Origin of the sequence: Nocardia sp. NPDC049190 (genome assembly GCF_040648115.1) — a bacterium.
Classification (GTDB): Bacteria; Actinomycetota; Actinomycetes; order Mycobacteriales; family Mycobacteriaceae; genus Nocardia.
This window is the reverse complement of the sequence record NZ_JBEZDE010000003.1, coordinates 65,670-91,281: the sequence shown is the minus strand read 5'-3', so window position 1 is coordinate 91,281 and position 25,612 is coordinate 65,670. Positions and strand designations below refer to the sequence as shown.

The following is a 25,612-nucleotide window of genomic DNA, read 5'->3' as shown; positions in this document are numbered from 1 at the left end:
GGGTACCCCGAATCGACCGACCACCCCGGCGGACTTCAAGCTCCGCCGACTGGACGAAATCGCTGCTGACACGGCGGCACGCAGCTGCGCGATCGACGGAACAGCGGCTACACCGCCGCCACACCCGACCATTCGCCATGTCGCGACATCCGATCCGCACCGACGAGCTGAGCAACTGCTGTCTCGTTATGCCGCAACCTTTTTCGGAAGTTCGGGATGGCCCTCTGCCTGATCGGCTCAGATTTCCGCACTGCCACCGATCCATGATGGGCGCTGAATTCGAACGACCGATTTCGAATCCGACCGGACGATGCGGAACAGATTCACCGACACCCTTCGGAGTGCCGCGCCCGGACACACCCGATCACCAAATTACACGTATGCGATTTGCCGCTTCGGCGATCGACGAGGCCCCGCGGGGGCGAACAGGTCACGGCCCACGATCACTGAGAAATAAAAACGGAAAGGCCCCCGGAGAACTTCTCCGGGGGCCTTTCCGCTAGTAGCGGGGACAGGATTTGAACCTGCGACCTCTGGGTTATGAGCCCAGCGAGCTACCGAGCTGCTCCACCCCGCGTCGGTGAACATAACATTACACACGGGTTCGCAGAGTCTGCAAATCACCAGGTCAGATCCACATTCAGGTCGATTCCCAGGAAGCGAACGCGGTGACACGACAGGCCGTTCGACAGGTCGCGAGATCGAGATCTCCGCGGCCGCGACGCCTCGGCGCCGCAACGCGCCCGTGACATCGACAGGACCCGAAGCAGTGCGACGGTAAAAGCTGAGGCTATTTCGAAGTGATATCAGCCACATAACGATATGATAACCAACTGCCATATCAGCGTGTTGAGCGCGTTTACATCCCGCAAAAGCGTCGATATTCAGGTTATTCGCATCACGCGAATCGGATGTTATCGAGATGTGATCTACCGAGATTTCTTCGTTACCGTCACTCCAACGGCCCGGATCAACCGTGATGGGCTAGCACTCGAACCGCCGAACACCGGCGACCCTGTCCCGCGGTTCGAGGATCCCCGACGACCTGGGGACAGGGACACGGCAGGCCTGATCGCCGTGTCGGCGGGCGCAGGAAGGAAACGACTATGACTGAGAACCGGAAGTTCAGCACTCACGTCCTCGGCTTAGCCGCCGTCACCGGCGCACTTGCTGCCATCCCGTGCGCACTCTCCACCGCATCGGCCTCCGCCGCGCCGGCCCACGACTGGGACGGCGTCGCGCAGTGCGAGAGCGGTGGCAACTGGGGGATCAACACCGGAAACGGCTACTACGGCGGTCTGCAGTTCTCCCCGAGCACCTGGGCCGCCAATGGCGGTCAGGGCTCCGCGCACACCGCCAGCAAACAAGAGCAGATTCGCGTGGCGGAGCGGGTGCTCGCCACGCAGGGCGTCGGAGCCTGGCCGCAGTGCGGTCAGTACCTGCGCGCCGCCACCCCCGAGCCCGAGCCCGAGCGCCAGGAGCAGGCTCCCGCCGCGCCTTCCCCGGCCCAAAAGAGCGCCCAGACCCTGGCCGAGCGAGCCAAGGCGGCGGCGGACAAGCTCGCCGAAAAGTACGGCCTGGCGGGCCCATACCAGCTGCTACTGCAGCAGAACGACACGATTATCGACTCTCTCGGTCGCTGACCCCGCAGGTCCACCCAACGAGAATGGGGCGGCAATCCACTCCGATTGCCGCCCCATTCCGCTTACCCAGCTCGTACTACCTCAGCGCCCCGCGTCCTGATACGCCTTGACAGCGGTTTCGAGCTCATCGAGCGCCTTGCCGAAGTCCTGGAAGTTTCCGGTGCGCATGGCATTTCGCACGTTCTCGATCTTCCGGTTCAGCTCGGCCGCCGCGGCGTCTTTGCTGGAAGACGATCCGGTCGACGGCGGCGGGGCGACCGCGGGCGGCGCGGTCGCGCCCCCGGTGGTGCCGGTGCCGCTCTGGCCGGCAGGCGGCGGGATCGTGCCCGGTTTCGGTCGGGTGCCCGAGTCACCGCCGAATGGCGTCGCCAGAGCGCCCGCACCCGGGATCACCTGATCCAATGCCTCGGCCAGTGTGGAGGCATAGCCCACCTTGACGCTGCCGGCCTCGTCCCGATAACTCACCAGCACCCGCAGCAGCTGCGGGAAGGTCGCGGTGTTCGGACCCGTATTCCGCTCGTTGTAGAACGGCTCGACGTAGAGGATCCCGCCGTCGGCGATCGGCAAGGTCAGCAGGTTGCCGTACTTGATCTTGTTCGAGTTGGACAGCAACGTCTTCTCGCGCGAGACCTCCGGCGCCGTCGTCATCCGGTTCTGCGTCTGTTGCGGACCCAGGGTCTGCGTATCGGTGGGCAGGCGCAGAATAGTGAACTTGCCGTACCCTTCCGGGTCCGACCGCACCGAGATGTAGGCCGACAAGAACTGCCGGTTGTACCCGACCATGGCACTGGTCAGGTTGAAGGTCGGCTTGTTCGTCTGCGGGTCGCCGAGCAGCACGTAGTACGGCGGCTGGTTCGCGGTCGTCCCGCCTTCGGTGGTCGGGTCCGCGGGTACCGACCAGAACGCGTTGTTGGTGAAGAACTCGCGCGGATCGTCCACGTGATACTTGGTCAGCATCTCCCGCTGCACCTTGAACAGGTCCTCCGGGTACCGGAAATGCGCCCGCAGTTCCGGGGAGATCTCGCTTTCCGGTTTCACGGCGCCGGGGAACACCCCACGCCACGCCTTCAGCACCGGATCCGACGAGTCGACCTCGTACAGCGTGACGGAACCGTCGTAAGCGTCGACCGTGGCCTTGACCGAGTTGCGGATGTAACTGACCGACTTGCGCGGAACCAGCCTGCCGGTCTTCTTGTCGATACTGTCCTCGACAGCGCCCTCCAATGAGGTGCTCTGCGCGTACGGATAGTTGTCCAGCGTGGTATAGGCGTCCACGATCCAGACGATGCGACCACCGACGACCGCCGGGTAGGCGTTGCCGTCCGTGGTCAGCCACGGCGCGACCTTCTGCACCCGCTCGCGGGGGCTGCGGTTGTAGATGATCTTGGAGTGGTCGTCGATCGCCGAGGAGAACAGAATATTGCGCTCGGCGTATTTGGCGGCGAAGGCGAAGCGGTTGAACCAGTTGCCGATCGGCACACCGCCCTTGCCGGTGTAGGTGTACTGCGCGGTGTCGGAGTCGTACTCGCGCGGACGCTGGCCGTCCATCGCGCCCACGATCGCGTAGTCCGGATTGGACTGCGAGATCAGCTCGCCATAGTAGACGCGCGGCTGATCCACCCTGATCCGTTGCTTGTCCGCCGGGGTGAACAAGTCACTGACCATGAAGATCGGGTAGCCGCTGTCGCTACTGCCCCCGGTCGCGTTGGGGTCTTCGGACTGCGGCTTGTTCACTCGGTTGGCGGGGGCGGCGACGAAGCCGTTGCCGTGGGTGTAGACGGTGTGCTTGTTGATCCAGTCGGTCTGGTTACCGCTCAGTGCCGCGGGCGACAACTCCCGCGCGGCCACGATGTAATCCTGCACGTCGCCGTCGAGTTTGTAGCGGTCGATATCCAGCGACTCGGGGAAGCCGTAGAAGTTCTTCAACTGACGCAGCTGGGTGAAGGTGGGCGACAAAATGTTCGGGTCGAGCAGCCGGGCGTTGCCGATGGTCGCCGCGTCCACCGGAACGGTCTGCGGGCTCTTGTTGCTTTCGCCCTTGTAGTCCTTGTAGTCGATCCTGTCATCCGTGATGCCGAACGCCTGCCTGGTAGCGGCGATGTTGCGTTCGATGTACTCGCTTTCCTTGTCCGCGGCATTGGGACGCACCGAGAACTGTTCGACCACCAGCGGCCACACCGCGCCGACCAGGATCGAGGACAGCACGAGCAGCGCGGCAGCCATCGCGGGCACGCGCAGATCGCGCAGCACGATGCCGGCGAAGAACGCGATCGCGCAGATGACCGCGATGGACAACAGGATGAGCTTGGCGGGCAGCACCGCGTTGATATCGGTGAAGGAACCGCCGGTGAAGGTGGGCTCCTTACGGCTGCTGGAGAGCAGTTCGTAGCGGTCGAACCAATACGCGATCGCCTTGAGCAGCACGAAAAATCCGGCGAGCACGGCCAACTGGACGCGCGCGGCGCGCGTCAGGGTGCCTTCACGTCCGGTCAGCCGCAGGCCGCCGAAGACATAGTGGGTGACCAGGCTGGCGAAGAACGCAATGACCACCGCGACGAACAGCCAGTTGAGCACCATCCGATAGAAGGCGAGATCGAACGCGTAGAACCCGACGTCCAAGTGGAACTGAGGGTCCTGCGCACCGAACGAGGATCCGTTCAAGAACAGTTGCACCGTGACCCAATTCGACTGCGCCACCAAGCCGGACAGCAGACCGAGCAGCACCGGAATCCCGACGCCGAACAGTCGCAGCCGGCTCATCACGGTGGTGCGATAGCGCGCGATCGGATCGTTCGGGCCCGCCACCGGGACGAACACCGGTCTGGACCGGTAGGCCAGCAGCAGCGCCAGCCAGACCACGACGCCGACGAAGATCGCCACCGCCAAGAGCAGCAGGATTCGGGTCCGCAGCACGGTCAGATACACCGTGCGGAAGCCGACCTCGCCGAACCACAACCAGTTCGTGTAGGCGTCCGTCAGCCGCGGTCCCAGTAGCAGCAATGCCGCCAGGACGATGGCTGCCACCAGCAGCACACGGCTGCGTCGGGACAGCGAAGGTAAGCCGGTGGGGGGCCGCATGCCCACGATGCCACTCTCCAAGGTCCGGCGGCGTTCGCACCGATACACCCGGCCGATGCGCCGCAGTCCGATGTTGCGGATGGTCCTTCCGGACCCGTTCCCGGCCCACTCTACGGAAATCGGACACCATGTGGCTGCCAGGGTTGCGCATGCCGCGCAGGAAGGTGGATCGCGCGGGTTCGTACTCGTCCCGGACGCGGGTTTGGTTGGATGTCCCCGTGACCGCAAACCTGCACGCCGAACTCGTCCTCGCCCGTTCCGTCCGGGAGGTGGCGGAATTCGTCGATGCCGAGGGGTGGGGTCGCCCGCCTCAGATGTTCGCGCTGGTACCGACCGCCGACCTGGTCGCCGTACAGCCCGAACTGATCGATCAACTCGACGCCGGAACCGAACTCACTCCCGTTGCCCAGGAGGCGTTCCCCGAAGACGTGACCGGCGGGTCGATGGCGCTGGACGAGTTCCTGGCGACCACGACCTGGCCACCCGCCGTCCAGGGCTGTGTGCTGGTCCAGGAGATCGTGGTGCTGCCGCCGGACGCCGAATCCACGCTGGACGACGCGCTGGCCCCACTGCTCGCCGACCACGACGCCGCCGACGCGGCCGCCCGCGCCGCCGCGCAGGCGCATCCGGGGCGCAAGCAGGCGCGCCTGTTCGCCGCGGTGCTGCGCAGTGGCGCCGCCCTGTCCCTGCTGCAACTGCGCCCCGAAGACGATGCCGACGACTTCGGCGACCTCGAACTGCGCACCTACCCGAACCTGGCGCCGAATATCATCGACGCCCTACACCACACGCTGGACTGAGGCTCATCCGCAGCTGACAGTGTCCTTGCCGGTGTTGATCTCATTGAGCGATTGCAGTGCGCCGGTGAGGTTCTCGACCCGCACCAACCGCAGGCCGGCCGGGATCCGCGACTTGGCTTCGTTGCAGTTGGCGGCAGGAACCAGGAAGGTCTCCGCGCCTGCGTCACGCGCGGCCATCATCTTGTATTGGATCCCGCCGATCGGGCCGACCTTGCCGTCCTGATCGATGGTCCCGGTACCCGCCACGAATCGGCCGCCGTCCAGCTCGCCGGGCGTGAGCTTGTCGATCAGCGCCAAACTGAACATCAGCCCGGCGGAGGGCCCGCCGATGTCGGCGAGATTGAAGTCGACCTGCATGGGCGGACGGGCGCCCTCGCCCGGTGTCACGCCGAGGTAGCCCTTGGTGGGGTCGCCGGGTCGGGTGCCGAGAGTGATCGTCGCGGTCTGCTCGGCGGTGTCCCGGCGGTACACCACGGTCAGCGGCGTGCCGGGAGCCTGCGCCGACACCGTGGTGACGACGTCCTGCGGGGTGGTCATCGGCGCGCCGTTGATGCTGACCAGCTCGTCACCCGCCCGCAGCACCTCGTTGGCCGGGCCGTCGTCGGACACTTTGCGCAACAGCACCACGGTCGGCAGTTTCAGATAATGCAGCGCCGCGACCTCGGCGTTGCCCTCGGAATCCTTGAAGTCCTGCTGATTGGACTTGTCGATCTCCTCGCGCGAGACCCCGGGCGGGTAGACCTCCGCACGCGGCACCAGACCGTGCTGGCCACTGGCCCAGAAGCCGAATGCCTCGAAGATGCTCAGCTTGTCGCGCACCGAGACCGTGGTCATGTTGAGATGCCCCGTGGTCGGATCCACCTGCGCACCCTGGACGTCCACGACCTGCTTGCCATCCACCTCGCCGAGGGTATTGAAGGTGGGACCGGGACCGAGTGCGACGAATGGCACAGTGAGTACGCTGCCGACGACACCGAGCACGACAACCGGGATCAGAGCGGCCACCAGAGTGAGGATCCGACGATTCACCTGGACCACAGTAGTGATCACCCTCGTCGCGGGACGGCAGAGGCGGTTATTTGGGCCTCGCGCGCGTCCCCGGTTTCGCGCCGCGCGAACATCGAGACACTGTGTTACGCGCGTAACGTAATGGGCATGAGTGACCTCCCCTTCGGATTCTCGAACCGCGACGACGACGAACGCAAGCGCGGCGACGAGCCGGGCGGTCCCGGTCCGAGCGATCCGCTGGGCTTCGGGATCGGTGGGGCCGGGGCTGGTGGATTCGACCCCGCGCAGCTCGGGCAGATGCTGACCTCGTTGGGGCAGATGCTCAGCGGCATGGGCCAACCGGGTGCGGGACAGGCCGGGCCGGTGAACTACGACGTCGCCAAACGACTGGCCCGCCAGCAACTCGGCGCTACGGTCCCGCCTGTCTCGGCGAGCACCACGAGTGCGGTGAGCGATGCCGCTCACCTGGCCGAACTATGGCTGGACGGTGCGACGACCCTGCCGGCCGGCGCCACGAAGACCGTCGCCTGGACCGCCAACGACTGGATCGAGCAGACCCTGCCCACCTGGCAACGGCTGTGCGACCCGGTCGCCGAGCAGATCGCCGGGATGTGGACGACGTCACTGCCCGAGGAGGCCAGGCAGTTCGCCGCACCGATGGTCGGCGTGCTCGGTCAGATGGGCGGTCTGGCCTTCGGCTCGCAACTGGGGCAGGCGCTCGGCCAGCTCGCCAAGGAGGTGCTGACCTCCACCGATATCGGTCTCCCGCTGGGACCCTCCGGGACCGCGGCGCTACTGCCCACGGCGATCTCGGAGTTCAGCGCGGGTCTGGAGCAGTCCGAAAGCGAGATCCTGGTGTTTCTCGCCGCACGCGAGGCCGCCCACCAGCGGTTGTTCGCGCATGTGCCGTGGCTGCGCCAACAAGTACTCGGCGCGGTCGAGGACTTCGCGCGTGGCATCCGCATGGACTTCTCCGCGCTGGAGCAGGCGGCGCAAGAGATCGACCCGATGGCGCTGACCGATCCGTCGAAGCTCGAGGAGATCCTGGCGCAGGGCACGTTCGAGCCGCAGACCACGCCGGAGCAGAAGCAGGCGCTGGAGCGGCTGGAGACGTTGCTCGCGCTGATCGAAGGCTGGGTGCAGGTCGTGGTCACCGACGCCGTCGGCGACCGGTTGCCCGGCGCGGGCGCGCTGGCCGAGACCTTGCGCAGGCGGCGCGCGACCGGCGGCCCGGCCGAACAGACATTCGCGACCCTGGTCGGCCTCGAGCTGCGTCCGCGCAAGTTGCGCGAGGCGGCGGCATTGTGGCGCAGCCTCACCACCGACGCGGACATAGCCACCCGCGACGGTATCTGGGCGCACCCCGATCTGTTGCCCAACTCCGACGACCTGGACTCCCCTGCCGGCTTCATCGACTCGGTGACCGGTGGCGCAAGCACCGCGTTCGACGACCCGCTCGCCCAACTCGCCGAGACGGAAGCGCGCGAGAAGGCCGAGCGCGAACAGCGAGAGGGCGGTCCCGAACTGGGCAAGGACGGCAGCGCATCCGACTGAGTCCGCCCTGTTGATGCCCCCGAGCCTGTGGATAACCATGGGTTTCGAGGCAGATCCGGCGGTGCGCGGTTCGCATACTGCTGAACATGACAACGATGTGTCGCGGTCCGAGGCTGCGTTCGAGGGTGACCGTTCTGGTGCGCCCGACCGGCGTGGTCCAGCTCGGGTGTGACCCCGAGACCGCCTTGGTGCTGGACCCGGAAGGAATGGACGCCGAGACCGTACTCGGCTTCCTGCGTCTGTTGGACGGCCTGCGAACCCAGCCGCAGATCCTCTGGCGAGCCGGGGAACACGGCATCGCCCCGGACAGCGCCGTGGCGCTGCTCACCCTGATCGATGAGGCCGGGCTGCTCGACCACCCCGAAGACCGAGCCGGACAGGTCCGTGCCGTACGAGTGCACGGCCTCGGCCCGCTGTCGGACGCGGTCTCGGCCGGACTGCGCACGCTGGGCGTGCGTCCGACCCGCTCGCACGACTACGCACCCCACGCGTCGACAGTGCGCACCTGGCAGGCCGATCTGGTGGTGCTCGCCGATGCGCTGATGCCCGACCCGCAGCTGGTCAACGACCTTGTACTGCACCGGATTCCCCATCTGCAATTACGCATTCGGGACAATAAGGGCGTCATCGGACCGCTGGTACTACCCGGCGCCACCAGTTGTCTGCGCTGCGCGGACCTGATTCGCGCCCAGAACGACGCCGCCTGGCCGCATCTGGCCGCCCAACTGCTGGGCCGAGCAGGCTCCGCCTCTCCCGCCGGAATCGCCGCCACGACGGCGATCGCACTCGGCGAACTCGAGGCGATAATGGAGTGCTCGCCGGGCCGCGCACCGGCCACGCTGAACGCGACCGTGGAGTTGGATCTGGACTCGCATGTCCTGGATCGACGTGCGTGGGCCCCACATCCCGCGTGCCCGTGTACTCGCATTTCCCCTGGTCTCACCGCGGAAACTACGCCGTGACCGAGATTGCCATGGCAGCTCGGGACCAGGTCCGCCATGATGGGTAACGTGTCTGAGATCGTGCGCCGTCGCTCGTCCCGAAACGCCAAGCTGGCAAAGATCCCGCTGGGCATTGCCGGGCGGGCCGCCGTAGGGCTCGGCAAAAAGCTCGCCGGCGGCGACAGATCCGAGATCAACGCACAGCTCAACCAGAAGGCCGCCGAGCAGTTGTTCACCGTGCTGGGTGAGCTCAAGGGCGGCGCAATGAAGTTCGGGCAAGCGCTCAGCGTGATGGAGGCCGCCGTCCCGGAGGAGTTCGGCGAGCACTACCGCGAGGCACTCACCAAGCTGCAGGCCGCTGCTCCGCCGATGCCCGCCACGACCGTTCACCACGTGCTCGACCAGCAGCTCGGCACCCAGTGGCGGCAGCGCTTCCGCGAGTTCGACGACACCCCGGCCGCGTCGGCCAGCATCGGCCAAGTGCACAAGGCGGTGTGGGCGGACGGTCGAACAGTCGCGGTGAAGGTCCAGTACCCCGGCGCGGACGAAGCGCTGCGCGCGGATCTCAAAACGCTGTCGCGGATGAGCGGCCTGATCGGGTCGGTGATCCCGGGCGCGGATGTGAAGCCGATCCTCGCCGAGATCACCTTACGCACCGAGGAAGAGCTGGACTACCGCAACGAGGCGGCCAACCAGCGTATCTTCGCAAAGGGTTTCGACGGGCACGGCGAAATCATCGTGCCGAAGGTGGTGGCCAGCGCGCCCAAGGTGATCGTCACCGAATGGCTGGACGGCACCGCCGTTTCCGCGATCATCAAGCAGGGCGCCGACGATCGGGCCGGCACCCTCGCGGTGCGCAACCGCGTCGCGGGTCTGATGGGCCGGTTCCACTTCTCCTCCCCCGAGGTCGTCGGACTGCTGCACGCCGACCCCCATCCGGGCAACTTCATGATGCTGCCCGACGGCAAACTCGCCGTCATCGACTTCGGGGCGTGCGCTCCGATGCCCGGCGGATTCCCGCCGATACTCGGCCAGATGCTCGCGCTCGCGGTCGAGGAACGCTTCGCCGAACTCACCGAGCTGATGTACGACCACGGCTGGGTGATTCCCGGCCGCGTAGTCACCCATGCGGAGATCGCCGACTACCTGCGACCGTTCACCGACCCGATCCGGACCGACTCCTTCCATTTCACCCGCGGGTGGATGCAGCGAGTGGCGGGCAAGGCGTCCGATATCTCCAGTGCCGAGATGAAAACGGCACGGGCACTTCAGCTTCCGGCCGACTACGTGATGATTTTCCGGGTCCTCAGCGGTACCGTCGGCATCCTGGCCCAGCTGGACGCGGAACTGCCGTTCATGCAGCTCGTCCGCACATGGATGCCGGGCTTCCGCGCGGAACGCACCGCCTCCTGATCCAGGTCCCGGAACACCGGCAACCACCGCGGATTTCGCGTTATCGAAGCACGTTCCGGAACGCAGGCGAGCCGCCCACCGAGCAACGGTGAGCGGCTGGCCTGCTTTCTCGTTCGTTGGCCCGGCCCGCGTCGGGACCGACCGAATCGAGCACATCGACCGGAGGGAGGGAAGTCACTTCCCCGCTCATCTGTCGATGACGGCATGAGCGGGGTCCAACGTGGTGATGCGAGGTATCGACTCCGCGCCGGACGCTCACGCCGGAATCGCGACCTTGCGCGGACGGCCACGCGGGCGCTTGCGGGCGATCACGACACCCTGGTCGAAGATCTCACCGCCCCAAACACCCCACGGCTCACCCCGATCCATGGCCGCGTTGAGACAGCCCTTGCGGATGGGGCAAGTCGCGCACAGCGCCTTGGCCTGCTCCAACTGGACCGGGCTCTCGGCGAACCAGAGGTCCGGGTCTCCGGCACGACAAGGTAGCACCTTGGTGACCGCTCGGGCCGGAATAGTCGACGCCACGGTTCGGCATGTCACGTCAGTGGTGGCCTGTGGCCAACTCTGTGCGGTGAACACGTCGTTCTCCTTCAGCTTGTTTGCAGCGGTTCGTTTGTTGTGGCGCGAAACCGGTGCCCGTGGCTGAAGGGCCGAAAAACAGTGGCCACGGTTTCGCTGTGTGCGATCCGTGGCCAGGAGGTCGGGAAGGAGGTCCCTACCTAGGTCGACATCTGTGTCGAGTCCTGATCACGGTCGCTGGGTGTGCGGTGCGCAGGCGTGCCGCCGGCAGATCCGCCGGGTCGAAACCGGCTTCCGCTGCGACGACGCCGACTGCTGCTCGAGCAACTGCCGGGTGCCAACCCACGCTGGGCTTGTCCTGGATGACGGTGCGGATGGGCGCATGCATGGCGGCGTAATTCGCCTGCAGGCCAGAGGCGCCGAATGCACCGCTGCCGGACAGACCGATCCCCTGCAAAGCGAGGATCCCCCGGGAGGCCGCCATGGGCGCAGTGACCGCAACGCCATTGGCGCTGACGTTCATGATGTTGTCCATTGCTCTGCCTCCCTCCTGTACTCGTGGTGTGTCGGTGACGATGCGCGCCGAGATGCCCTCCCGGTGCGTGCTCTCACCATATGCAAGATCGGCGATGCCGACAACCTATTTTCTACCTGCGGTTTTGTGATGTCGATCGAAGCCGGGACGCGACGATCGCCAGCACGTCGGCGCCGTATCGGTCGAGCTTCTTCGCACCGATGCCGGGAATCGCGGCCAGCGCAGCATCATCGGCGGGCAGTTGTTCGGCGATCGCAGTGAGCGTGGTGTCGGTGAACACCACGAATTCGCGCACCTGCTGCGCCACTGCCTTCTCCGCGCGCCACTCCTGCAGTGCGACAAGCAGTTCGGCGTCCAGCTCGGCTGGGCAGCGGCGGCAGCGGCCGAGCATGGTCGCATAGGTGCCGATCAGCGGCTTGGCACAAACCCGGCAGGTCGGGCGGACACGGTTCGACGCGGGGGCGGTAGCCGGCCCGGCGACACGCGAGGCGGGCGAGTCGTCGGGCACGAGGCCGTTGAGGAATCGCGAGCGCCGCCGGGATCGTCTGCCGCCTTCGTTTCTGGCCAGCGCCCAGGACAGTCGCAGATGCTCCCGTGCCCTGGTGACGCCGACATAGAGCAACCGACGCTCCTCCTCCAGCGCGGCCGCGTCGGCGACCGAGCCGTCATCGGCGAGGACATGCGCGATCGGCATGGTGCCATCGGACAGACCGACGAGGAACACCGCGTCCCATTCCAGGCCCTTCGCGGCATGCAACGAGGCCAGCGTGACGCCCTGCACCGTGGGTGGATGCCTGGCCTCGGCGCGGATCATGAGTTCACGCAGCAGCCCGGGCAGATCGAGCTGGTCGTCATGGCCGACCAGTTCCTCGGTCAGCCGAACCAAGGCGACCAGCGAGGACCAGCGTTCCCGCGCCTGAGCGCCCACCGGCTCGGTGGCGGTGAGGCCGACCGGGACGAGCACCGCGCGAACCAGCGAAACCAAGGCGGTACCGCTGCGCGCCTGCTCGGGGAGATCATCACGGGCCGCGGCCTGCCGCAACGCCTGCACGGCCTGCCTGACTTCGGCACGCGCGAAGAAACCTTCACCACCACGCAACTGGTACGGGATGCCGCGCTCGGTGAGCACCTGCTCATAGCCTTCGGACTGCGCGTTGATGCGGTAGAGGACGGCGATCTCGGCGGCCGGAGTGCCTGCCTCGAGCAGCCGCTCGATCGCCCCGACCACCGCGGCGGCCTCGGCGGGACCGTCGTCGTACTCGGCGAACGCCGGCTCCGGACCATCGGCCCGCTGTCCGATCAACTGCAGCCTGCTGCCCGCGATCCGGCCGCGTGCGACCCCGATCACCCGGTTGGCCAGCGACACCACCTGCGGAGTCGAGCGATAGTCGCGTTCCAGGCGGACCACCGTGGCCTCGGGGAAGCGCCGGGAGAAGTCGAGCAGGTAACTCGGAGTAGCACCGGTGAACGAATAGATCGTCTGGTTGGCATCGCCCACCACGGTGAGATCGTCACGGTCACCGAGCCAGGCGTCGAGCACCCGCTGCTGCAGCGGTGTGACGTCCTGGTACTCATCGACCACGAAACTGCGGTAACGGCCGCGGAATTCATCCGCCACCGCGGGATAGTCCTCCAGCGCTGCCGCGGTGTGCAGCAGCAGATCGTCGAAATCCAGCAGCAGTCCGTCCGGCGTCGTCTTGAGCTTCTCGTAGCCCGAGTAGACCTCGGCCACCCGCATTGCGTCGTAGGGCGGCTCACGCCGATGCGCGACCACCGCTGCCGCGTAGTCTTCCGGCGCGATCAGCGTGGCCTTCGCCCATTCGATTTCACTCAGCACATCGCGCACGCTCTCGGTGGCGGTGGACAGGCCCGCCCGGCTCACCGCCTGCGCGACGATCGGAAACTTGCCGTCGATCAGCCGCCACGGCACGTCGCCGACGACCTGCGGCCAGAAGTAGGTGAGCTGCCGCAACGCGGCCGCGTGGAACGTGCGCGCCTGCACCTGGGTCGCCGTGCCACCGAGGCCGAGTGCACGCAGGCGACTGCGCAGCTCCCCCGCCGCGCGCGCGGTGAACGTCACCGCGAGCACCTGGTCGGCCCGGACGTGCCCCTCGGACACCAGATACGCGATGCGGTGGGTGATAGTCCTGGTCTTGCCGGTACCCGCGCCCGCGAGCACACACACCGGACCGCGCGGCGCACGCACGGCCACAGCCTGCTCCGGATCGAGGGCGGCGAGGTCGAGTGCGGGCACGCGGTCCATCATGTCAGGGTCCACCGACACGCACCCGCCGCCGTGGCGCTCGCTCGCAGCGGGATATTTCGCGTTCGACACAGTTCGAGGTGGAACAGTAGGCAGCCGTCCGGTGTTGCACCGTCTGTGACTGACGTGACTCCTGACCTGACGATGTACTCGACCACCTGGTGCGGCTACTGCCGCAGGCTCAAGAAACAGCTGGACGAGGCCGGCATCAGCTACGCCGAGATCGACATCGAGCACGATCCGGCATCCGCCGAGTTCGTCGGCAGTGTCAACGGCGGCAACCACGTCGTGCCGACAGTGAAATTCGCCGACGGGTCCACCGCGACGAACCCGTCACTCGCGATGGTCAAGCAGACTCTCGCCACGTTGTCCTGATCAGCAGTCGCGCGGGCCCAACAGCCCGCGCGCGGGAACTCAGTCGATCGCCGCCCAGGATTCGACGATCGTGCGCGCGATGGAGATCGAGCCGGGCAGCAACAGACGTCGTCCCTCGCCTCGTGCCGACCAGTCCCCCATGGCGAGCGCCGCGCGCACCTCGGCGCGCGTGAACCACTGTGCCTCGGCGATCTCCCCGTCGGAGAAGGTCAGCGGCTGATCGGGATCGCCGACCGCCGCGAAGCCGAGCATCAGCGAACGCGGAAATGGCCAGGGCTGGCTACCCAGGTAGCTGATCTCCCGCACGTCTAAACCCACCTCCTCACGCATCTCCCGCTCGACGCAGCGTTCCAACGATTCCCCCGCCTCGACGAAACCGGCCAGCAGCGAGAACAACGTGTTCGGCCAGCTGTGCTGCCGCGCGAGCAGCACCCGCTCGCCGCCGTCGTGGATGAGACAAATCACCGCCGGGTCGATGCGGGGGAATTCCTCGTAGCCACTCGCGGTGACCCGCGACCACCCGGCTTTGGACGAGGTGGTCAGCGTGCCGTCCGCGCCGTGGAAACCGGCTTTGTCGTGCCAGTTCAACAGCGCGATCGCGGTCGAGAGCAACCCGGCGGTGCGGTCGTCGACACTGCCGCCCGCCAGCGCCCGCAGATCGGTCAGCTGTCCCTCGAGTTCGGCATCACGCACCGCCCACAGATGGACCCCGTCCTCGACACCGAGAAAGACCGCGGCCGGGCTCGGCTCGGCGGACAACTCGACGGCAGCGTCCATGACCAGGGCGCCGTCCTCGAACCGCACCTGCCCGCGCGGGGTGACCCGCAACAGTCTCGCCTCGCGCCAGCCTTTCTCGAGCGCCTGCGCGTCGCCGCGGATCTCCTCGGCCCGGTCGACCACGGAACGGGACAGCAGGGGAACGCCATTGAGCTGAAATGCGGACACGCTTCGAGACTATCGCGCCCGAGTTACCGTCCCGCTCGCGCCGGTGTCACTTGCCCGAACGGCGGATGTACAACAGCTTGTCGCCCGCCTCGATCGCGTCGACCTCCGGCTCCCCGACCCGAATCAGCTCACCGCCGCGCACGACACCGAGCACGATATCGCTGAGATGCCGTGGCGAACCACCGATCTCGGCGGAATCGACCTCACGCTCGGCGACGGCGAAACCCTCCTGCGGGGTGAGCAGATCCTCCATCATCTCCACCACCGTCGGCGTGGTGGTCGCGATGCCGAGCAACCGTCCGGCAGTCTCGGAGGACACCACCACCGAATCGGCGCCCGACTGGCGCACCAAGTGGGTGTTCTCCGCCTCCCGGATCGCGACCACGATCTTGGCGGACTTGTTCAGTTCGCGGGCTGTCAGCGTGACCAGCACCGCGGTGTCGTCGCGATTGGTGGCGACCACCACCGAGGAGGCATTCTGCACGCCGGACAGCCGCAACACGTCGGACTGGGTGGCCGAGCCGTGCACCGTGACGAGTCCAGCGTTCGCGGCGGCCTCCAGCGCGACGACATCGGTGTCGACCACCACGATATCGGCGGGCTGCACGCCGTCACCGAGCATGGCGTCGATCGCGGTCCTTCCCTTCGTGCCGTATCCGACGACCACGGTGTGATTACGCACGCTGTGCCTCCATCGCTGAATCTTGAAAGCCTGCCGGGAGCGTTCCGTCAGCACGCTGAGCGTGGTTCCGACGAGGACGATGAGGAACAGGATCCGCAGCGGGGTGATGATGATGATGTTCGTCAGACGCGCCTCGGTCGTCACCGGAGCGATGTCGCCGTATCCGGTGGTCGACAGCGACACCGTCGCGTAGTAGAGCGCGTCCAGAAAGGACAGTTCGTCACCCGAGTTGTCGTGATACCCGTGGCGACCGAGATACACCACCAGCGCGGCCAGAAACAGCAGGCCGGCCGCGAACAACACCCTCCGGGTCAACGAAATCCACGGACTCGTCTGAATCTCCGGGATACGCAGCACACCGACCAGCGCGAAGTCCGGGCGGCCCGCCACCCCGAACCCGTGCGCCCGATCACCGAACACCGAACACACCCACCATCTCGCCGCTCGCGTCGGTCAACCCCGACCTTCCTCGTCCCTCCGGCACAGCACGGGAGCCTACTGTGTTTGTTTTGGCAGCGCCTGCGGCGCTGCGTGTTCGCGGCCCCTTTGTGGCTCGCGTCCGAGCGACCGCCGCTTGCGACTTCGTCGCGGACGCGGCGGCCGCTCCGACGCGAGCCGGGCCGCGAACGGGCAATGCTCGGTCTCGCTGACACGAAAAAGGGGTGACCACGAGCTGATGATGATGTGCGGGGTCGATCCGTCGTAGTTGTAGTGACCACAACCACTACACACAGCAAATTTCCCCACCCACGGCGGAGCGCGTAGTGCCCTGAACAGCTTCGCTTGGAAACGGGAGCGGAACCGAAACTCGAGTGGGAGCGGACGCGGAGCAGAGGGGTAGGAGCAGAAGCAGAAGAGGGCAGGCGGAGCAGGCGCGGGGAGGGGAGGCGCGGGGAGGGGAGCGAACTCGAGCAGAAGAGGGAAGAAAGCGAGAGGGTGCTGATGGGTTGCAGCCCGGTTGCGGTGCGTTCGACATCGAGGGCGTGGTGACCGACAACGTCTTCGTCGCCGGGATCGAGGGCGCCGGGCTGGCCAGCGGGCTGGAGGGGCGTTGGGGGGTGATCCATACCATCGCTCGAGGATGTCGCTTGCCATCCGGGCGGGACCTGATCACGCCGTACGATGCCTTCTGCTCACGCCAGTCTTCTTGGGTCGGGATGTGCACGCCGGCGGCGAAGAGCTGACCTACCCACGATTTTCGTCTCCCACACCTGATAGATGTACTGGTCGAAGTACTTATCGATGGCGTACTTCGATTCGGGAAACCCGCCGAAGCAGCGCCACCCTCCTTCGCAACGAGGTTCGAAGCCCGGATCGCGTGGTGGACAACGGTGTAGAAGCAGATATTGGTGAAGTCGATGCCCTCATCGCAGCCGGAGCGCACCGCTCGCGCGCCCGGTAGCCCTCCACCGTGGGCGGCGCGGCGCCGGGGGATCCGCGGTATCGGCCGGGCCCTCGCCGCGCTGCTGTTCATGTTCGGTGTTCCCGGCGGCGATCCAGTTCACTGTTGACGTGCTGGGCCGAAGATGGCGCCACAACTGGTCAGGATGGATCGGCGCGCGGGTTCGCCGCCGCGGATCCAGTGATCATTCGGTCGCTGCCCGCGGGGGGTCGACGGGTGCGGCTCTTGTGATCAGCTCGGCCAGTTCGTCCGGGCCGGCCAGCGTCGCGGGCGCGATGGTGCGCCCGGTACGCACGTAGTGGAACGCGGCGCCGATCCGGTCCAGCATCTGCTGTTCGGGGCGGCCCTCGCGGGCGGCCATCAGCCGAGCCCAGGCCAGGCGATAGACGGCGAGCTGCATGGCGACCGCCGGTTCCTCGGCGGGGGTCGGCTCGGCGCCGGTCTTCCAGTCGACCACGAGCCAGCCGCCGCCCGGTTCGGCGAACACCGCGTCCATCCGCCCGCGGATCACGGTGCCCGCGATCGAGGTCTCGAACGGGATCTCGACCTCGATCGGGCTGCGGTTGGCCCACGGCGAGTTCAGGAACGCGTCCTGCATGGCGGTCAACTCGGCGTCCAGGCCCGCGTCGGCCGTACCGCCGTCGGCCGCGCCGGGCAGTTCGTCCAGGCCGAGTAGGCGGGTGGCGCCGAACCAGCGCTGCACCCAGGCGTGGAACGCGGTGCCGCGGCGTGCCAACGGATTCGGCGGATACGGCAGCGGTCGGCGCAGCCGGGCAGCGAGCCTCGCCGGGTCGGCGCGCAGCTCGACCATGGCCGTCGCCGCGATCTGGCCGGGGAGTTCGACCGCTTCGGCAGCGGCCGCGACCGCCTGGTGTTCGGCGAGCAGGGCGTCGACATCGGCAGCCCAGCCTTCGGGATCGTCCGGGTTCTCGGGCGGGCGGGCGAAATGCGGGTCGAACGCCTGATCGTCGGCCGCTGGATACTCCGCCACCAGGTCAGGGGGCGCGTCCTCGCCATAGTCCGGTTCGATATCAGCGAACGGGTCGGTGTATTCCCCTGTGACGAGGGAGATGTCGGGGACTTCCGCGAACTCGTCCATCGGGTCCGGGGGAAACTCGTCGTCAGGCGGATAGTAGTCGGAGAAGGCGCTGCTGTGCTCAGGGTCGTCCGGGTATTCCTCGATGTCGGCAGCGTTTGACGCGGTGGGGTCGCCGACGTCGAGGACCGGCTGCTCCGCACGGCGATCCGAACCGACGCTGCGCACTCCTGGTTCCTGCGCCGCGGGCACGGTGGCGGGGTGGGCCCGGAGCTCGGCGAGCGCGGCGCGGACCAGCGCGGCGCCCTGCTCGATGGGGTCGCGACGGGGACCGAGCGGGTCGCGTGGCCAGTGCGCGGCGGCAGGGTTGTCGGTGAACGGGTTGACCGCGTCCGGTGCGGGTGGGTCGTCCCACCGAGCGACTTCCAGCACGCCGTGCGCGGGACTGTCAGGGTCTTCCCCCGCGCGCTTCAACTCCAGGAGAAAGTCCGAAGGCCCTTTGGGCGACGTTCCGGTTTCGGCCCAGTGATGGGCCGAAACGAGAAGGACGCGTTCGGTCCTGGTGAGCGCGACGTAGAAAAGGCGGCGCTCCTCATCGATCCGGCGGCGTTCCAGCGCCTCCTTGTGCGCTGTGATCGCGCGGTCGAGGTCCGCGCGGTCGTACAGGTCGGCGAGGTCGAGCACCGGGACACCTTCGGCGGCGTCGTCCTGTCTGCGGTCGCCACGCAGCGTCGTCGGCAGCTCGGCGAGTGCGCCGAGCCACGTGCCGGAACCGACCTTGGACGGAAACACACCACCGACCACATGCGGGACCGCGACGACTTCCCATTCCAGGCCCTTGGCAGCGTGGACGGTCAGCACCTGCACCCGATCCCGGGCGACCTCCACTTCGCCCGGCTCCAGCCCGTTCTCGACTTCTTCCGCGGCGGCGAGGAACGCGAGCAGCCCGCCCAGCGACACCCCGGTGTCCGCGGCATATCCGGCGACCACCTCGGCGAACGCGTCCAAGTGTTCGCGTCCCGCGCCCGTACCCGCCATGGCGCGACGCGCCTGCGTCTCCACCCCCACACCGATGGTGCGTTCGACATCGGCCACCAACTCGGTCAACGGCTGCCCACTGCGCTCGCGCAACGCGGCCAACTCCCGACCCAGCGCCTGGATCCTGGTGAATCCGGCCACCGAATACTGCTCGGCCGGACCGGGATCAGCGATCGCATCGGCCAGCCCGGCCTGCTCCGCGGGTTCCGGCGCCACCTCGCGCAGCGCGGCGTCCAGCGACGCACGATCAGCGATCTCGGCCGCGCTCTCCGATACCGGATGGCGGATCGACAGGTCCCTGGCCCGGCGGGCCAACGCGGCGATGTCGGCGACGCCGATACGCCAGCGTGCGCCGGTCAACACCCGCACAGCCGCGCTACCTGCCCCGGGCTCGGCGATCAACCGCAACGTAGCGACGATATCGGCCACCTCCGGTGTGGCCAACAGACCACCGAGCCCCACGATCTCCACCGGAAGTCCCTGCTCGCGAAGCGCTTCCGCGAGCGGCGCGGCATCGGCGTTGCGCCGCACCAGCACCGCCGACGTCGGTGGCTCCCGGCCCGCCGCGCGCCGAGCCGACCATTCCGCCGCGATCCGCTCGGCGACCCACTCGCGTTCGGCGGCAACGGTGTCGGTCAGCGCCGACGCCACGACACCCTGTCCCGCGTCGGGCTTGGCACGCAGCGCGTCGACGGTCACACCGCCGGCCTCGAGCGCGGTGCGCCGCAACGGTTCCGCTACCAGATTCGCCAGCGCCAGCGCCTCCGGCGGATTACGCCAGCTGGTCAACAGCGGCAGCGTGGGTGCGGGAATACCCGGCGCGCTGGGAAAGTCGGTGGCGAATCGGGGCAGGTTCGCCGCGGAGGCGCCGCGCCAGCCATAGATCGACTGCATCGGGTCGCCGACAGCGGTCACGGCGAGTGGCCTGCTATGCGGCTCGTCCGGCGGTTCCAGCTGGTCCTGGGTGTCAGCGCGGGACAGCAGCGTGTCCTCATGTTCGGGCACGGACCGCGCCGGTGGTTCGGAATGACGGACCGCCCCGGCATCTCCGGACGCACCGGGCTCGACCTCCGAACCCATCGGCCGGGCCTGGGGCACGCCCCCGAACAGCGCGGCGAGCAGCACACGCTGGGCATGGCCGGTGTCCTGGTATTCGTCGAGCAGGACCAACCGGAAACGCGCACGCTCGGCGACGGCAACCTCGGGATGCTCGGCGGCCAGCCGCGCCGCGAGCGACATCTGTGCGCCGAAATCCAGTGCGCCGCGACGGCGCAGCGCATCGGTGAGTTGTTGGAGCAGCGGCAGCAGGGCGACCCGTTCGCGTTGTACCCGCAGAATATTCAACAGTGTCTGGCTCGGCCCGCCCCGCTGGCGCGGCCCCGCCGGCAACGTGTGCACCAGCTTCTCCAACTCGGTGTGCGCCTCGGCCAACTGCTCGGCCTCGACCAGGTGCTCGGCCAACTGCCCGGACAGCGCCAACACCGCCTCGGTGACCGACACCGGCGTGCGATCGGTGTCCAGGTCGCCGTCCCAGTGACGCACCACCTGGTGCGCCAACTGCCAGAGCTGGGTCTCGGTGAGCAGCGTCGCCGAGGGTTCCACGGGCAGCAGCAGCCCGTGTTCGCCGAGCAGCCTGCCCGCGTACGAGTGATAGGTGCTGATCTCCGGCTCCGCGCCAGCGAGCTGGGCACGCAGCCGGCCGGTCGCGTCGAGTTCACGCAGCAGCGGGGCGCCGGCGAGCCGGGCCAGCCTGGTGCGGATACGGGCGGTCAGCTGCTGTGCCGCCTTACGCGTGAAGGTCAGCCCGAGCACCTCGTCGGGCCGCACGAGTCGGTTCGCGACCATCCACACCACGCGCGCGGCCATCGTCTCGGTCTTGCCCGCGCCAGCGCCGGCGACCACCAGCGTCGGGCCCGGCGCCGCCGCGATCACGGCGGCCTGCTCGGCAGTCGGCGGCGGCAGGCCGAGCGCCTCCGCCAGCTGGTGCGGTGTCACCAGGCCGGTCACGACCGCGCCTCCCCCGCGATCCGCGCCTTCGCGGGGGACGGCGCACCCGCGGTCGGCTCGTTCACTCGTCGGTCACCTGCCTCCCACGGTCCTGTACGGGGCAGCTGCCCGCGACCGCGCAGTGGCGGCATCCGTCGTTGCGCACGGCGAGGTAGTTCGGGCCCTGGGTGGCCGCGGCCGCCTCGTGAATCGTCGTGCGCCACTTGTCGATCGCCTCGGTGTCCAGCGCGGGCTGCATACGCTGCGCCGCACCCTCCTTGCTACTCGGTTTGGCGACGTACACCAGGCGGGCGCCGCCGGGCTCGCCGATCGGCTCGGCTCGGTCCACGGCGGCCTCGGATCCGCCCGCGACATCGAGCGCACCCATCGCGGCCGCCACCTGGTAGGTCGCCAACTGGGCGTGATCGACAGCGGCCTGCTTGGTCACGGGAGTCTTCCCGGTCTTCACGTCGACGATCACGAAGCGTCCCAGTGCATCCCGCTCCAGCCGATCGACCCGCCCCTTGATCCGCACCTCGCGTTCGCCCTCGGTGCGCGCGGGCAAGACACAGTCGACCGGAACCTCCACCCCGGCCTGGGTGAGTTCGCCTCGGGTAGTGCGGACCCAGGACAGGAAGGTCTCCAGCATCGCCTCGGTGCGGCGCAACTCCTGCCGGGAATGCCAGCCGGACCCGGGATCCACCGCCCGCCACGTCCGGTCCAGCGCCGCGCGCACCTCGACGTCGGGCACCCGCCCCGCCAGAGCCTGCACCAGTGTGTGCACCAGGTTGCCCTGCACCGCGTGTCGGTTGTCGCCATCGGTGCCGCCGTGGCGTTCCAGCGCCCAGCGCAGCGGGCAAGTGCGCAGCAACTCGACAGTGGAGGGGGAAAGCCCCACCGCGCCCTCGTCTTCGGTCCACAGCGGACGCGCCGAACTGAGTTCGACGGTGCCGTACCAGTCGTCGGGATGGGTGCCCGGCACACCCGCGTCCGCGAGCCGCGCGAGCTGGTGCGCGGCGCGGCGCCTGCGCCGCGTGTCGGACTCGGGATCACAGACCACACCGCGCAATTCGGCCACCAGCGAGTGCATCACCAAGGCACGGCCGGGATCGACCACCGGAACCGCGCCGGTCGCGCCCGCCGCGCCGTTCTCGTCATGCCCGAGCAATTCGGTGAGAAAGCGAGACGGCACCAGGTCACGCTCCCCCGACACCGACTCCACAGCGGTCACCAGCAGCGACCGCCGCGCCCTGCTGCACGCGACGAGCAGCAACCTGCGCTCTTCGGCGAGGATCGGCGCCACGCGGCTCACCCGCTCGCCGGCATCGGCCACGCCCGCGGTGAGATCGACCAGATCCTCCGTGCGCAGTACGGTGCCGCGCGAACGCGGGTTGGGCCAAATTCCCTCCTGCACAGCGGCGACCGCGACCACATCCCATTCGCGTCCGGCGGCGGCATGTGCGCTCAGCAACGCGACCGCATCCCCCGCCTGGGTGCGCGCCGCGGCATCGCTCGGGATCTCCTGCCTGCTCTGATAGTCGACGAAACCCTCGATACTCGCGCGCGGCAGCCGGTCGACGTAGGCGGCGGCCGCGTCGAACAACCCCACCGCGGCGTCCAGATCGCGGTCGGCCTGCATCGCGACCGCGCCGCCGCGCTCGGATTGAGCCACCCAGCGCCGTTCCAGCCGAGAACCGGTCCACAGGGCCCACAGCACGTCCTCCAGGCCGGCGCCGCGCCGATGTGCCTTGCGCGCCCGCTCCAGCGCGTCGAGCACCCGGCGCAGCGGCGCCGCCTCGACCTCGGTCAGGCGGTCCAGGATCGCCGGATCACCGGTCCCGATCAGCAGGTCGCGCAGCACCTGCGCGGAAGGGCGATCGACCTCCGCGCCACGATCCGGCGGCTGTCCGGCAGTATCCGCCTCGGCGTCGTCGGACGTCGGTATGGTCTTCGACCCGATGCGTTGCACGTCGAGTGCCGCACGCCGGATGCCACGCCGCAACCGGCGCAACGCGATCTGATCGGCGCCGCCGAGCGGGCCGGCCAGCAGATCGAGCGCATCCTCCGGTTCGAACGCCGGCGGCGCGCCGCGCCCGCGCGCCTCCTCGGCCGCCAGTACCGCGCGCAGCGACAGCAACATCCAGGCGGCGCCGCGTCGGCGGGCCAGCGGAGTATCGGGTGCGGGCTGCTGCACCGGCACCCCCGCCGCGAGCAGCGCGCGCCGCAGCGGCGCCAGGGACAACGGCACCGAACGCACGATCACCGCCATCCGCGACCACGGCACCCCGGCGGTCAGGTGCGCACGGCGCAGATGGTCGGCGATGAGCGCACCCTCCTTCGCGGGAGTGGCGAGTACCCGAACCCGGACCTCGGCGCCGTCGTCCTCGGGACCGGCCGCGCGGTGTGGCACGACGAAACGTTGCGGCGCACTCCCGGGCAAGCGCGCCGCGATCCGCGCGACCGCGAGTCGCACCTGGCCGCTGAATCGATGACTGTCGCGCAAGACGAGGCGCTGTCCGTCCGGTGCGTCGAGGTCGGCGAGAAAGCCGGCGTCGGCGCCGCGGAAAGCGAAGACGCTTTGATCGGGATCACCCGCGATCACCGTGGTCCGCGCGCTGCGCCCGATCGCCTTGACCAGGATCGCCGCCTGCGGGTCGAGGTGCTGTGCATCGTCGACCAGCAGATACCTGATCCTGGCGCGCTCGGCGGCGAGCAGATTCGGGTCGGCGGCCAGCGCGTCCAGCGCGGCGCCGACCAGTTCGGCGGCATCCAGCGCGGGCGCCGTCGCCTCCGGCGCCGTCACGCCGACCGACCAGCGCAGCAGCATCGTCTGCTCGTAGCGCAGCGCGAACCTACCCGCCGCCACCCATTCCGGCCTGGCATGCGTACGCCCGAGCCGCACCAGATCTTCCGGGCCGATGCCGCGTTCGGTGGCCCGGAGCATCAGGTCGCGCAACTCCGCGGCGAACCCGTCGAGCGCGAGCGCGGGCCGCAGCCGTTCCGGCCACAGTCCCTGTGCGCCGTCCGCGATGTCGGCCAAGTCGCCACGCAGCATCTCGCGCAGCACGGCGTCCTGCTCGGCACCGGTCAGCAAACGCGGCGGCGGGTTGCCGTGCGCCGTCGCCTGCCTGCGCAGTACGGAGAACGCGTACGAGTGCAGCGTGCGCACCAGCGGCTCACGAGTGGCGCCGGGCACCCCGCCGGCGGCGCCGGGTTCCGGCCCGGCCAGCCGTAGGGTGATCGCGTCGCGCAGGGCGCGCACCGCCTGCTTCGAGTGGGCAAGTACCAGCACCGATTCGGGGTCGACTCCGGCCGCGATGCGCGCGGCGGCGACATCGACGAGCAAGGCCGTCTTCCCGGTGCCCGGTCCACCGAGCACTTGCCAGGGCTGCCATCCCGGGCGCGGCAGCCCCGCCTCGGTCGAGGCATCCACCAGCGTCCGGACCTCGGCGCCCCAGACCCGCGGCCGGGGCGCCACCACATTCCGGCGAACAAGTCGCACCGCGCCATCCGATCGCACCACGCGGGCTATTGCAACAGACACGACCGACACGCCGGTACACCACTCGGCACGACTCGCTCTGCGACCGATTCCGGCGCAGGCCAGAATGGACCGGTGTCTGCCTTGAATGTGCACCGGTTCGGTCCGACGACGGCTCCGGTGGTGCTCGCGCTACACGGCGTCACCGGCCATGGCAGGCGCTGGGAAGACCTGGCCACCCGGCACCTGTCCGACCTGCGCGTGCTGGCCCCCGACCTGCGCGGACACGGGCGCTCGACGGCACTGCCGCCGTGGGACTTCGAGACCGTCGTCGCCGACCTGGTCGACTTCCTCACCGCGGAGGCCGACGGGCCGGTGGTTGTGCTGGCGCACTCGTTCGGCGGCGCGTGTGCGCTGCATCTGGCCCACCATCATCCGGAACTGGTGCGCACACTCGTCCTGCTCGACCCGGCCATCGCGCTGGCGCCGGAATGGCTCAACGAGATCGCGCTGTCCACCCTGGAATCGGCCGATTACGACAGCGTCGAGCAGGCTCGTCAGGACAAGCTGGACACCGGCTGGGGCGACGTGCCGTCGCGCCTGCTGGAGGCCGAACTCACCGAGCACCTGATGCCCCGCACGGACGGGCGCTTCGGGTGGCGGGTGAGCCGCCCCGCGATCAACTCCTACTGGGGGCAGTTGGCCCGCCACTGGGTGCTGCCACCCGCCGACCTGCCGACGGTGCTGGTGCAGGCGATGAAGGTCGATCCGCCGTTCGTCACGCCGGAGTTCCGCGCGGCGCTCGCCGCGCACCTGGGCCCGAATCTGACCGTGCTCGAATGGAACAGCGATCACATGGTCGCTCAGGCGCATCCGGTCGAGACCGCCGAGCTCGTGCGCTCGGTGCGGTAAC

At 68.4% G+C, this 25,612-nt stretch carries 17 protein-coding genes, 1 tRNA gene and 1 pseudogene; 8 read left to right on the top strand and 11 right to left on the bottom strand.

The window, feature by feature from the left end; genetic code table 11:
- Positions 1 to 503 precede the first annotated feature (503 nt).
- Positions 504 to 577 (bottom strand) — tRNA-Met (locus tag AB0B25_RS04075).
- A gap of 529 nt (positions 578 to 1,106) precedes the next feature.
- Between AB0B25_RS04075 and AB0B25_RS04070 the strand changes: the two genes are divergently transcribed.
- On the top strand, positions 1,107 to 1,643 hold the full coding sequence (locus AB0B25_RS04070) for a transglycosylase family protein (RefSeq protein WP_357174364.1): 537 nt from the start codon (positions 1,107 to 1,109) through the stop codon (positions 1,641 to 1,643).
- Between the two features lie 81 nt (positions 1,644 to 1,724).
- On the opposite strand, the gene AB0B25_RS04065 is transcribed toward AB0B25_RS04070, so the two are convergent.
- Positions 1,725 to 4,727 (bottom strand): UPF0182 family protein, encoded by a 3,003-nt coding sequence (locus tag AB0B25_RS04065; protein WP_357174362.1) that lies wholly within the window; start codon positions 4,725 to 4,727, stop codon positions 1,725 to 1,727.
- Positions 4,728 to 4,939: 212 nt separating this feature from the next.
- On the opposite strand from AB0B25_RS04065, the gene AB0B25_RS04060 reads away from it, so the two are divergent.
- Positions 4,940 to 5,521 (top strand): PPA1309 family protein, encoded by a 582-nt coding sequence (locus AB0B25_RS04060; protein WP_357174359.1) that lies wholly within the window; start codon positions 4,940 to 4,942, stop codon positions 5,519 to 5,521.
- Positions 5,522 to 5,524: 3 nt separating this feature from the next.
- On the opposite strand, the gene AB0B25_RS04055 is transcribed toward AB0B25_RS04060, so the two are convergent.
- Positions 5,525 to 6,550, bottom strand: a complete 1,026-nt coding sequence (locus AB0B25_RS04055; protein ID WP_357174356.1) for a PDZ domain-containing protein — start codon at positions 6,548 to 6,550, stop codon at positions 5,525 to 5,527.
- A 126-nt stretch (positions 6,551 to 6,676) separates the two neighbouring features.
- Here AB0B25_RS04055 and AB0B25_RS04050 point away from each other — a divergent pair, with 126 nt between their 5' ends.
- The 3 genes from AB0B25_RS04050 (at position 6,677) to AB0B25_RS04040 (ending at position 10,437) form a co-directional block, all read left to right on the top strand.
- Positions 6,677 to 8,083: a zinc-dependent metalloprotease gene (locus AB0B25_RS04050; RefSeq protein WP_357174354.1), complete on the top strand. Its 1,407-nt coding sequence runs from the start codon at positions 6,677 to 6,679 to the stop codon at positions 8,081 to 8,083.
- Between the two features lie 86 nt (positions 8,084 to 8,169).
- Positions 8,170 to 9,045 (top strand): TOMM precursor leader peptide-binding protein, encoded by an 876-nt coding sequence (locus AB0B25_RS04045; RefSeq protein ID WP_357174351.1) that lies wholly within the window; start codon positions 8,170 to 8,172, stop codon positions 9,043 to 9,045.
- Positions 9,046 to 9,081: 36 nt separating this feature from the next.
- Positions 9,082 to 10,437 (top strand): AarF/UbiB family protein, encoded by a 1,356-nt coding sequence (locus AB0B25_RS04040; RefSeq protein ID WP_357174348.1) that lies wholly within the window; start codon positions 9,082 to 9,084, stop codon positions 10,435 to 10,437.
- Between the two features lie 255 nt (positions 10,438 to 10,692).
- Here the strand turns inward: AB0B25_RS04040 and AB0B25_RS04035 are convergent, their stop codons facing one another.
- The 3 genes from AB0B25_RS04035 to AB0B25_RS04025 all read right to left on the bottom strand — a co-directional run bounded on the left by AB0B25_RS04035 (position 10,693) and on the right by AB0B25_RS04025 (position 13,757).
- A complete protein-coding gene (locus AB0B25_RS04035; protein ID WP_357174965.1) occupies positions 10,693 to 10,977 on the bottom strand; it encodes a WhiB family transcriptional regulator in 285 nt (94 codons plus the stop codon).
- Positions 10,978 to 11,152: 175 nt separating this feature from the next.
- Positions 11,153 to 11,491 (bottom strand): hypothetical protein, encoded by a 339-nt coding sequence (locus tag AB0B25_RS04030; protein ID WP_357174345.1) that lies wholly within the window; start codon positions 11,489 to 11,491, stop codon positions 11,153 to 11,155.
- A 112-nt stretch (positions 11,492 to 11,603) separates the two neighbouring features.
- Positions 11,604 to 13,757 (bottom strand): ATP-dependent DNA helicase UvrD2, encoded by a 2,154-nt coding sequence (locus tag AB0B25_RS04025; RefSeq protein ID WP_357174342.1) that lies wholly within the window; start codon positions 13,755 to 13,757, stop codon positions 11,604 to 11,606.
- Between the two features lie 141 nt (positions 13,758 to 13,898).
- Between AB0B25_RS04025 and AB0B25_RS04020 the strand changes: the two genes are divergently transcribed.
- Positions 13,899 to 14,129 carry a mycoredoxin gene (locus AB0B25_RS04020; protein ID WP_357174962.1) on the top strand — a complete coding sequence of 77 codons (231 nt, stop codon included), beginning with the start codon at positions 13,899 to 13,901 and terminating at the stop codon, positions 14,127 to 14,129.
- Positions 14,130 to 14,168: 39 nt separating this feature from the next.
- Here the strand turns inward: AB0B25_RS04020 and nudC are convergent, their stop codons facing one another.
- Positions 14,169 to 15,074 (bottom strand): NAD(+) diphosphatase, encoded by a 906-nt coding sequence (nudC, locus tag AB0B25_RS04015; protein ID WP_357174339.1) that lies wholly within the window; start codon positions 15,072 to 15,074, stop codon positions 14,169 to 14,171.
- A gap of 46 nt (positions 15,075 to 15,120) precedes the next feature.
- Entirely contained in the window at positions 15,121 to 16,176 is a 1,056-nt protein-coding gene (locus AB0B25_RS04010; protein WP_357174336.1) for an NAD-binding protein, read from the bottom strand.
- A 566-nt stretch (positions 16,177 to 16,742) separates the two neighbouring features.
- Between AB0B25_RS04010 and AB0B25_RS04005 the strand changes: the two genes are divergently transcribed.
- Positions 16,743 to 16,940, top strand: a complete 198-nt coding sequence (locus tag AB0B25_RS04005) for a hypothetical protein (RefSeq protein WP_357175032.1) — start codon at positions 16,743 to 16,745, stop codon at positions 16,938 to 16,940.
- On the opposite strand, the pseudogene AB0B25_RS04000 reads toward AB0B25_RS04005, so the two are convergent.
- From AB0B25_RS04000 to AB0B25_RS03990, 3 genes and pseudogenes are all read right to left on the bottom strand, one after another.
- Positions 16,895 to 17,131, bottom strand: a pseudogene (locus AB0B25_RS04000) (ribonucleotide-diphosphate reductase subunit alpha); the annotation flags it as partial. The gene AB0B25_RS04005 and the pseudogene AB0B25_RS04000 sit on opposite strands and share 46 nt — an antisense overlap.
- Positions 17,132 to 17,342: 211 nt before the next feature.
- Entirely contained in the window at positions 17,343 to 21,239 is a 3,897-nt protein-coding gene (locus tag AB0B25_RS03995; protein WP_357174333.1) for a UvrD-helicase domain-containing protein, read from the bottom strand.
- A gap of 61 nt (positions 21,240 to 21,300) precedes the next feature.
- Positions 21,301 to 24,651 carry an ATP-dependent DNA helicase gene (locus AB0B25_RS03990; protein ID WP_357174960.1) on the bottom strand — a complete coding sequence of 1,117 codons (3,351 nt, stop codon included), beginning with the start codon at positions 24,649 to 24,651 and terminating at the stop codon, positions 21,301 to 21,303.
- A 183-nt stretch (positions 24,652 to 24,834) separates the two neighbouring features.
- Between AB0B25_RS03990 and AB0B25_RS03985 the strand changes: the two genes are divergently transcribed.
- Positions 24,835 to 25,611 carry an alpha/beta fold hydrolase gene (locus AB0B25_RS03985; RefSeq protein WP_357174331.1) on the top strand — a complete coding sequence of 259 codons (777 nt, stop codon included), beginning with the start codon at positions 24,835 to 24,837 and terminating at the stop codon, positions 25,609 to 25,611.
- The last annotated feature ends 1 nt before the right edge of the window (position 25,612 follow it).

Excerpts from the sequence above, each read along its gene's own strand:
- AB0B25_RS04040 (WP_357174348.1), top strand. The coding sequence starts at position 9,082 with ATGATGGGTAACGTGTCTGAGATCGTGCGCCGTCGCTCGTCCCGAAAC.
- AB0B25_RS04030 (WP_357174345.1), bottom strand. The coding sequence starts at position 11,491 with ATGGACAACATCATGAACGTCAGCGCCAATGGCGTTGCGGTCACTGCG.
- AB0B25_RS04070 (WP_357174364.1), top strand. The coding sequence starts at position 1,107 with ATGACTGAGAACCGGAAGTTCAGCACTCACGTCCTCGGCTTAGCCGCC.
- AB0B25_RS04050 (WP_357174354.1), top strand. The coding sequence starts at position 6,677 with ATGAGTGACCTCCCCTTCGGATTCTCGAACCGCGACGACGACGAACGC.
- AB0B25_RS04025 (WP_357174342.1), bottom strand. The coding sequence starts at position 13,757 with ATGATGGACCGCGTGCCCGCACTCGACCTCGCCGCCCTCGATCCGGAG.
- AB0B25_RS04045 (WP_357174351.1), top strand. The coding sequence starts at position 8,170 with ATGACAACGATGTGTCGCGGTCCGAGGCTGCGTTCGAGGGTGACCGTT.
- AB0B25_RS04020 (WP_357174962.1), top strand. The coding sequence starts at position 13,899 with ATGTACTCGACCACCTGGTGCGGCTACTGCCGCAGGCTCAAGAAACAG.